General features: G+C 67.2%; 7 protein-coding genes. 5 read left to right on the forward strand and 2 right to left on the reverse strand.

The window, feature by feature from the left end; all coding sequences use genetic code 11:
- Window positions 1-448 (reverse strand): hypothetical protein (locus tag VNL12_RS00355; RefSeq protein ID WP_325590520.1); only part of this gene is annotated, 448 nt, incomplete at its 3' end.
- Between the two features lie 421 nt (window positions 449-869).
- Here VNL12_RS00355 and VNL12_RS00360 point away from each other — a divergent pair.
- The 4 genes from VNL12_RS00360 (at window position 870) to VNL12_RS00375 (ending at window position 5952) form a co-directional block, all read left to right on the forward strand.
- Entirely contained in the window at window positions 870-1916 is a 1047-nt protein-coding gene (locus tag VNL12_RS00360; protein ID WP_325590522.1) for a CgeB family protein, read from the forward strand.
- A gap of 35 nt (window positions 1917-1951) precedes the next feature.
- Complete coding sequence (locus tag VNL12_RS00365; RefSeq protein WP_325590523.1) at window positions 1952-2980, forward strand: glycosyltransferase; 1029 nt, start codon at window positions 1952-1954, stop codon at window positions 2978-2980.
- A gap of 111 nt (window positions 2981-3091) precedes the next feature.
- Window positions 3092-4780, forward strand: a complete 1689-nt coding sequence (locus VNL12_RS00370; protein ID WP_325590525.1) for an asparagine synthetase B — start codon at window positions 3092-3094, stop codon at window positions 4778-4780.
- A gap of 200 nt (window positions 4781-4980) precedes the next feature.
- Window positions 4981-5952: a glycosyltransferase gene (locus VNL12_RS00375; protein WP_325590527.1), complete on the forward strand. Its 972-nt coding sequence runs from the start codon at window positions 4981-4983 to the stop codon at window positions 5950-5952.
- A gap of 1527 nt (window positions 5953-7479) precedes the next feature.
- Here the strand turns inward: VNL12_RS00375 and VNL12_RS00380 are convergent.
- Window positions 7480-8418 carry a glycosyltransferase family 2 protein gene (locus VNL12_RS00380; protein ID WP_325590529.1) on the reverse strand — a complete coding sequence of 313 codons (939 nt, stop codon included), beginning with the start codon at window positions 8416-8418 and terminating at the stop codon, window positions 7480-7482.
- 11 nt (window positions 8419-8429) lie between these two features.
- Here VNL12_RS00380 and VNL12_RS00385 point away from each other — a divergent pair.
- The coding region (locus tag VNL12_RS00385) for an IS30 family transposase (protein ID WP_325590531.1) at window positions 8430-9165 on the forward strand (736 nt) is incomplete at its 3' end.

A 9165-nucleotide genomic window follows, 5' to 3' on the forward strand; every position in this document is an offset into this window, starting at 1 on the left:
CGAACGAGGATTCCGCCCTGACGAAGCTGCGGCGAGCGGTGTCGGTGTCACCCCGGCGGGTGGCGTTCAGCCCGGTGCGGGCGTCGCTGGTGGCTCGATCGATGTCGGTGGCCACGCTGAGCAGCAGCGCCCCGTAGGCCAGGCCGATCACGGCCACCACGGCGCCGCCGGCCAGGACTGCCCGGCGGATACGTCGGCGCTCGGATCGACGACACGTCTGGTAGCCGGAGACGAGCACCGGCGTTATGGCCACGGCGGTGGCGAGGGCGGTGAAGCCGTGGAAGCCGACGTCGGGCAGGCGGAGCAGGGCTTGGATCGCCAGGCCGCCGGTGGCCGCGCCCCACAGGCGCGAGCGACGCGAGGTGGTGGCCCCCACCAGCGAGGTCAGCGTCGCGGCCAACGCTGGTGCCAGGGCCCACCCCCGGGCCAGCACGATGGCGACACCCACCGGAACGAACCAGGGCCACCGCTTCGACCGAGAAGCAGCGAGCGCCACGAGCGCGGCCAACGACCCGGTGAGAAGGGGGTCGACGATGGCGGTAACGGTGGGCTGGCACCCTGCCAGAGCCGCGGCCACTGCGGCGACGCCGGCGATCAGCCGCGTCGCGGTCCTCTCCTGTCGGCGTCGCGTCGACGAGCGGCGGGGTCGCGTCGTTCTTGGTGCGGTCGTGGTGATGGTGGTTCCGCTCATGTTAGAGTCAACTCGCTAGAATCAGCGCGACTATAGCGTCGGACGCGAGCCGGTCGTCACTCGGCGAGTTCCTTCAAAGCGACGGAGACGCTCAACTCGATCTAGTCCGAGTTCTTCGTTATCATCTCTGCCTCGGGTGCCACTCGGCCTCCAGATGTCAGCGGTGCCGACAGGTCAGATGGAGGTGATAAAGCACATGTTGACGATTGGAGTCGTCGGCCCTCAGTATGCCGATTCCTTCGCCGAGAACATCGCGTGCGGGTTCGAGGACCTCGGGCACCGAGCGGTTCGTTTGTGCGTGGGTCCACCCTCCCTATTTTCGAGGTCGAAGGCGGCAGGGTTCGCGACCGAGATGGCTATGCGTTCCCCCCGCGCCGCCACCATGATGCAGACGCGGCCCTTGCTCGAGGCGGCGCGGCGGCAGCGCCTCGATGCCTTTGTCGTAGTCGACAGCAACGTCACTCCAGGGAGTACCGACGCCTTGGGCGAGATCGCTCGGCCGTTGTGCTTCTGGTATCCCGATGCGCTTTCGAACCTCGGGCGCCAGTCCATGTTCCAGGCCTCATACGATGCGGTGTTCTCCAAGGAACCACGCCTCGTTGATCCTGCTCGGAACATCGCGGGCTTTCCGGCCCACTCCTTGCCGGAAGCGTGTAGTCCCGGTTGGCACCGGGTGCCGCCAGGTGTTGTCCACTCCGAGCCACACTTGGTGGTAATGGGGAACTACTACCCTTACCGCATCCGCCTGCTTGAGAGGTTGCACGGCGCCGGAGTGCCCATGCGCCTGTACGGCAACCCGTTCCCCCGGTGGATGCGGTCGCCCACGTTGGCCCCCCTCCACACGGGCCGCTACGTGACCGGACACGAGAAGGCTCGCGTCTTTCGCGGCGCTGCGGGTGTCCTGAACGCCTTGCACCCGGCGGAGATCGATGGCTTCAACAAGGGGCTCTATGAAGCCACGGCATGCGGTGGCTGTGTCATCTCGGAGCATCGGGCGATGCTCGGTGAGCACTACCAGGTAGGAGAGGAGGTTCTTGCCTTTGCTTCCTTCGACGAACTCGTCGACCTGGCCAGATGGTGCATTGAGCACCCCGAGGAGGCTCGCAAGATAGGCGACCGTGGCTCCGAGCGGGCTCATCGCGAGCACACCTTCGCCCACCGGTTGGTCGAGCTGCTCCGAATCGTCGGCCTCGACGAGCACCGGGCCGATGAGCTGCCCGGATGACTCGACCGCGCTCGAGGCCACGGGAGCGACCGCGTGTGCTGTTCGTGACCTCCGCCCTTGGTGCCGTCGGCGGCATCCCCAGCTACTCCCGGGCCACGGTCGAAGCGCTCTCCGAGTCGGCGGATGTGGAGGTGCTCGATCTCGACCTGACCGGGGGTCTGGCTCGGCAAGGCCTGGGATTTGCACGGGCCGTCGCTGCGATCGCGAGGCACCGGCCTGATCTGGTGGTCCTCGGTCACGTCGGCCTCGGGCCGATCGGCCTCGCCTGGCGTTGCGTTGGTGGCCGATACGTTGTGATCGCCTACGGCATCGAGGTGTGGGGCCTTCCCTCGAGACTCGTCTACGAGTCGCTTCGACAGGCCCATTCCGTGTGGCCCATCTCGTCATGGACCGCCACCGAGGTGCTGCGCACCGCCCCCGGCTCGACCATGGGGCCCGTACTCGGAGGGAACATTCGCGAACGGTTCTTTCAGGAACACGAACCGAACACGGGACTGTTCCGGATCCTGTTCGTCGCCACACCCGCCGATCTCCCCTACAAGGGGCTGGATGTGCTCGCCACTGCCGGGCAGTGCGTCGCGACAGAGCGCCCCATCGAGATCCGAGTAGCCGGGTCTGGCTCTGCGAGCGGGCTCTTGGCCGACTACGTGGCCGAACACGACCCCGCCGGCGTGATCCGGCTGCTGGGTCGTGTCGATGACGACGCGCTGCTCGCCGAGTATCGTCGGGCCGACGTGCTCGTGTTGGTGAGCCGGTTCCGCCGCGGAGCGAATCCGGAAGGCGAGGGGCTCGGCCTCGTCGCGCTCGAGGCCGCTGCCGCGGGGACGGCAGCCGTCGTCGGTAGTCGTGGCGGTTCGGTCGACACGGTGGTCGCCGATCAGACAGGCTTCATCATCGAGCCGGAAGCGCCGGAGGAGCTGGCTGAGGTGCTCCACCGTCTGGCAAGCGACCTGGACGAGACGGCCCGAATGGGAGCCAGGGCGCGAGAGTTCGTTGCCAATGAGCATTCCTTCGGCGCGTTCTCGCGCCGCGTACAGGCCGGCCTCGCTGAAGCGGTGAGGTGAGAACGAACCATGTGCGGCATCACTGGCGCCTTCGGTCCCGATGCTCACCTCCGGTGCGATGTCGTCGACACGATGAACCGGGCCCAGCACGCGCGCGGGCCTGATGACCAGGTGGTCGTCGCCGAGGGACCCTTCGTCCTGGGCAACACGCGGCTCGCCGTCCAGGATCCGACCCCGTCAGCGAACCAACCGTTCTGCGACCCAGATGGTCGCTTCACGGTGGTCTTCAACGGCGAGATCTACAACCACCGCGAACTGGTTCGCCAGCACGGACTCAACATGCGCACCCGCTGTGACGGCGAGGTCATCCCCCTGCTGTGGGCGAAGCTCGGGCCGCAGTGTCTCCGTCTCTTCCGCGGGATGTATGGCATCGCCGTCGCCGATCACGACAAGCGGCGATTGTATCTCGCTCGTGATCGCTTCGGAATCAAGCCTCTGCATTGGCGGCGCTATAAGGCGGGCGTGCTATTCGCGTCTGACCCCGCCCCGCTGTGGCGCGTCGACCGTGCCCTTCCCCTCGATCGGCGAGCGCTGGCTGACTACTTCCACTTCGGCGCCGTAGCGTCCGGCCGGTCGCCTCACGACGGGATAGAGGCGGTAGCGCCAGGAGCATGCATAAGTATCGGGGAGGATGGGCTGGTACGTCCCGAGCTCGTAGTGCCCGCGATCGGGCCGGGATCGGGCCCAGAGACGATCGCTACGTCCGACGAACGGTCGCTTGCCGGAGCATTCCGCTCGTCAGTGCGTCTGCACCTCTCGGCCGACGTTCCTACTGCGCTCCTCCTTTCGGCGGGCGTCGATTCGACATTGCTCGCGCTCGCTGCACGAGATGAGGGCCAATCCCTGCACTGCGTGACCGTCTCAGCGCCGTGGGGAGAAGACGAGAGCCATCAAGCCAAGGCCACGGCGGTTGAGTACGGGCACACCCATGAGACGGTTGCCGCCGAGATCGATGAGGCCGCCGTCGATTCATTCCTCTCAGTGATGCCGCGGCCGACGATCGATGGACTAAACAGCTTCTTGGTGAACCGGGCCGTTCGGGCAGGGGGCTACAAGGTGGCGCTGTCAGGCCTCGGCGCTGACGAGGCGCTTGGGGGTTACGGGTACCTGCGCATCGCCCGGATCCTCCCGCTGTTGCACCTGGCGGATCGTGTGCCCGGGATAGCGACCCCGCTGCTTGCGCTCGCCTCTCGCCGCAGACCGGCCGGCACAGGTTCGGGCAAGTTCGAGCGCCTCCTCGGCGCCGGGGGTCCACGATCCCTTGAAGGGCTCGTCCAGCTCCAGCGTGAGCTGTTCGTAGGAGATCGCGTCCGGTCGATGCTGGGAGTGTCCGCCGAGATCGAGGACGAGACGACGGTTTCGGGCCGAGGGCCCGCGGCGGTCGCCGAAGCCGAGATGATCCGCTACCTCCAGCCGATGCTGCTTCCCGACGCCGACGCCTTTTCGATGGCTGCGTCCGTTGAGCTCCGAGTTCCGTTCGTGGATGGTCCGTTCTTCACCGCCGCATTGGGACGCCGGCATCTCCGAGGCAAGGCCGAGCTGGTGCACCAGATGGGGGATCGCTACCTCGAGTTGCTGAGCCGTCGCCGAAAGACCGGGTTCTCCGTGCCGATGCAGGAGTGGATCCGTTCGGGACCGCTGCGCCACGTCGTGGCCGACGCCGCTCGACCGGACGCTCCCATCTGGGACCACCTCGAAGCGGCTGTCGGTCGGCCCATCCTCGCTGCGGCAGGAGAGAACTCGCGGTGGTCAGAGGTTTGGGCACTGGCGGCGCTGGATGGATGGCTTCGCCGGCGATGAGCGCGGGTGGGCCCAGCCTGCGACTGCACGTCAACGCCCTGGGTGCTGTCATGGGTGGAGCGGCTCGCCATCTCTCGCCGTTTCTCGCCGCGCTGCACCGATGTCGCCCTGAATGGTCGATCTGCGTCTGGGTGACGAGCGGCCATGAACCTAGCAACGTTTCTGAGGCGATGGCGGTTCGGGCGGTGCCTCGTTGGAGCGTGGCCCGGCGCCTGTGGTGGGAATCTGTCGAGTTGCCCCGGGTGCTTCGTCAGGATCGCGGCGATGCCCTGCTCAACCTGACCAACTCGGGCCCCTTGCGCAGCCCGGTCCCGTCGATCCTCTACCAGCGGAACGCCCTCTGGTTCGATCCGTCATGCGCGCGGGCCTTTCGAGGACGAGCCAGAGTCGCGGCGGCCGCCCGCCGGCAGCTCGTCTACCTGCAGATGCGGGGATCGGCAGTGACGATCGTCCCGAGCGCGGCGATGGCCGGTTTCCTGATGGGTCGGCGAGGCACGCCGGGTGCACCCGCTATTCGCGTCATCCCCCACGCGGTGGACACGGAGCGTTTCACCCGCCCCCGCCGGACCTGGCCGCCAGCTGATCGGCCCATCCGGATGGTTTCGGTCGGTCACGCTGCGCCCCACAAGGACCAGGCGCTGCTGGTACAGCTGGTGGCCCGGCTCCGTGATCAAGGCCTGGACGCCCACCTGTCGCTGACCATCGAGCGTGACGATTCGCCCAGCTACGTCGATGAGATCCAACGAGAACGCCGACGGCTCGCGGTGGAAGACCGCGTCGAGCTTCTCGGTCGCGTGGCCGGTGTCGAGCGGCTGTATCGCGATGCAGACGTGATGCTCTTCCCCTCGCTGTCCGAGTCGTTCGGCTTCCCGATCGTGGAGGCCATGGCATCGGGCCTGCCGGTCGTATCGTCAGCGATCCCGGCCAGCGAAGAGCTGCTCGGTGGGGACGGGTGGCTCTTCCCGCCTGGTGACGTCGACGCCGCGGCGTCGGCGGTGCATCGCCTTATGGGGACCTCCTCACACGATATGACCGAGATCACTGCACGCGCGGCACATGCAGCTCGCGCGTATGGCTGGTCGGCGAACGCAGTCCGGATCGCGGCAACCGTCGAGAGCGCCTTGGGGTTGCGGCCTCCGGATCCTGATGTTCCCGACAGGCCCACCGCATGATCGGCCGGAGCACCACGATGAACGGCAGGACCAAGGCAAAGCCGAGAATCCCGGATTCAATAGTCGACATGACCTGATAGGCGATGAGGGCGCCCGTGATGATGGATGCCGGATTGCGACCGCGCACGAGTCGACCCAGCCATGCCAAGAACACACCGCTGACGAGCGCGACGATGACGGCCGCAACCATGCCACCGGCGAGGTAGGCCTCGACGTGTAGCGGGGTGTTCACGGCGGTGGCGTAGTCCGACGGAGCGATGAGTTCGTACTTCCTGCCGAACTCATTGGAGATGTTGAAGGTCCCCTTGTCCGGAAGGAGGATCCGGGGAACGACCAGGGTCGACAGATCGCTGTACACCCCGTAGCCGAAGTACGGGTAGCGGTCGGGGGCCCAGGTCGCCGTGTAGCCCAAGAGATCGGAGTTCGCGAAACGGTTGGCTGAGTTGCTGATCCCCACATCGGAGCCGCTGCCCAGGCCGTTCACCGTCTGGTCGATCCAGTCAACACCCAACGCGGTGCGGGACCCCGTACGTCCCGGGCCGAACGCCGTTTGTCGGAATTCGCCCTTGCCCACGTTGAGCAGGATCAAGGCCACCAGGGCCAGAAGCAGGCCGATCCAGGGCACGTGGCGCCGATGGCTCATCCACAGGGCGAACACCAGGAGTCCGGGGATGGCGCTGAGGTAGAGCGCGCCGTTCCCGAGCCCTTCCAGGACGACCAGGCTGGCGGCCGAGACCAGAGCAAGCTTGTGCCACAGGGCGAGGCGTCGGTCCATCCAGAGCATAGCCAGGATGAGCCCACCGCCGAAGCCAACCGCCCTGAAGAGCTGGCTGACCTGACCGATGGAATCGGCGACACCGAGGTACTCGGAGAGACCGACCGCCACAAAGGCGGCGCTGGCCAGGGCATAGGCCCGAGGTATCGCCTTGATCGGGAGCTGGTTGGCGTCGGCCGCGCCAGCGTGCACCAGCGATCGGTTGCCAAGAGCGCGGAGAGCGGCGACGCCGCCGCCCACTAACACGGCGGTGAAGACGGCCAGGATGCGATACCCGGTGGTCCGCACCTCCGGCGTATAGAGGTAGGCGTGGATGGCGAGGGGTGCAGACAGGAGCGAAGAGACGTAGACGTAGAGCCCTTGAAACAGGCACCAGATGTGCAGGAAGGGAAAACCGTGAGCACGGGGGAGCGGGACGAAGATGAATGGTGTCGCCAGCACGAGCAACGTCACGAGGGCCCAGCCACGCGCCTCCACGCCGAGTCCCGAGTAGTTGCGAACGAGCAGCACCGTCGTGACGGCGATCGTGATGCCAGCGCCAGCGGTGCGCAGACGAGCGCGGAAGCCGAGGGACAGACATGCCCACGCGGCGAGGCAGGCCAACAGCGTGGGTCCAATCCCCCTCGGAACCGGAGCTGAGACGAGGGTCGCGGCTCCGGCGAGCGTGAAGTAGTAGGCGACGTCGAGCGAGCGCCGACCCGGAACCCGAGGGCGGCGACTGCGGGGCACCTCGATCCTGACACTCATTGCCGTCACCGTTCCCGTCGCTTCAGCTCTGAGGTCTTGAGGTCGGTGGTCATCTCCTGCCAGGCCTCGAACAACGCTCGGCGGAACCCTGCGCGGCCGTCGAGGAAGCCGGCGCACACGAAATAGATCTGGATGAATCGGATCGCTGGGCGCGCCGGCAGCCGGTTCCAGATCCGCTCCCGCAGCCACCGCCTCCGAAGAGTGCGATTACGACGCACATCGTTCAGCGTGACGTTCGCCCCTTCGGCATCGCTGGAGGCACGCGCCTGAGCTTCGAGCGTGGAGTAGCGGTTGTGCTTCGTTATGTAGTCGTCCCACGAGTCGACATCGGAATGCTCGAGCCAGTGGTCGAGCGCGCCGACCCGCCAGCCGTCTGGCACGGACACATGCTCGTTGACCTCGCGCCCTTCATAGGTCGAGGACGCTGCGGGCATCAGTCGCGTCAGCCAAGTGACGCCGAAGCCCCCGTGGCGCAGGATGCGGCCGTCGAAACGTCGGCGAAGCTTGACGATGTAGTGGTCGGCGTCTCGACCGAGCGTCGGTGCCTTCGTGCGCAGCTCGGCGGCGAGGGCTTCGCTCAGCCACTCGTCGGCGTCCATCGAGAAGACCCACACGTCGCCATAACGCTCGGCGATCTGCCGGAGGGCCCAGTTGCGCTGAGCCGGGTACGTGTCGAACGGACGCACCAGGACTTCGGCGCCGAGGTCCTCGGCGATCTCCCGGGTGTCGTCGGTGCTCTCGGAGTCCACCACGACCACTGCGTCCGTCGCCAATTGCAGTGAGGTCACGGCCCGCCGTATGTTTCGTTCTTCGTTCTTGGTCAGGACGCAGCCCACGAGCGCGGGTGCCTGTGGCGGGACCTGGGGACCGCTGCCGGACGCCGATGCCGGCACGCGCCCTTGGCTCTGCGCTTCGCTCGTACGGGGGTTTCTGGTTCGATTCATGGGCTCGCTTGATGTTACTGGACCGTGTCCTGGGGGCGCCGGGGCCGATGCGAGACCGGGTCACCGTCGAGCTCGGCCGGGGCCGTTCGCCGGTGGCGATCTGGGCCGACCTGGTCGCCGAGGACGTCACCGGTCGGGTCTGCGTGGAGACGATCTACGCGGCCGTCTACGCCGGCACTTTGGACCTCAAGCCAGCCGAGTGCCTGCGGTCCCGACGACGGCGGCGCCGCGGCCGCCAGGCCCGCCACGCCAAGGTCCGCCGGGCGTTGCCCAACATCGCCGGGCGTCCCACCGCGGTCAACGAGCGCAGCGAGCTGGGCCACTGGGAAGTTGACCAGATCATCGGCGCCCACAACCGGTCCTCGATGCTGACCCTCACCGAGAGGGTCACCCGCTACTCGATCGGGGTCACCATGCCCGAGGGCTACTCCGCCGAGGCCATGATCGGCGGGCTGCTCGACGGCCTCGACCGCATCCCGGGCCACCTGCTGCGCTCGGTCACCTTCGACCAAGGCTCCGAATGGGCGAGCTGGCCGGTCATCGCCGAGCACTACGGCATCGACGCCTGGTTCTGCGACCCGCACTCGCCCTGGCAACGCGGCCAGATCGAGAACCTCAACCGCCAGTGGCGCTGGTGGTTCCCCCGCGGCACCGACCTCCGAGGGCTCGACCCCGCCCACGTCGACGCCGTCGCCGCCATCATCAACGGCCAACGCCGACGGCTACTGGACTACGACAGCCCCGCTG

It is taken from the genome of Iamia sp. (genome assembly GCF_035575815.1).
Taxonomy (GTDB): domain Bacteria; phylum Actinomycetota; class Acidimicrobiia; order Acidimicrobiales; family Iamiaceae; genus Iamia.

Coding starts and splice junctions, on each gene's coding strand:
- VNL12_RS00360 (WP_325590522.1), top strand. CDS start 870: ATGGAGGTGATAAAGCACATGTTGACGATTGGAGTCGTCGGCCCTCAG.
- VNL12_RS00380 (WP_325590529.1), bottom strand. CDS start 8,418: ATGAATCGAACCAGAAACCCCCGTACGAGCGAAGCGCAGAGCCAAGGG.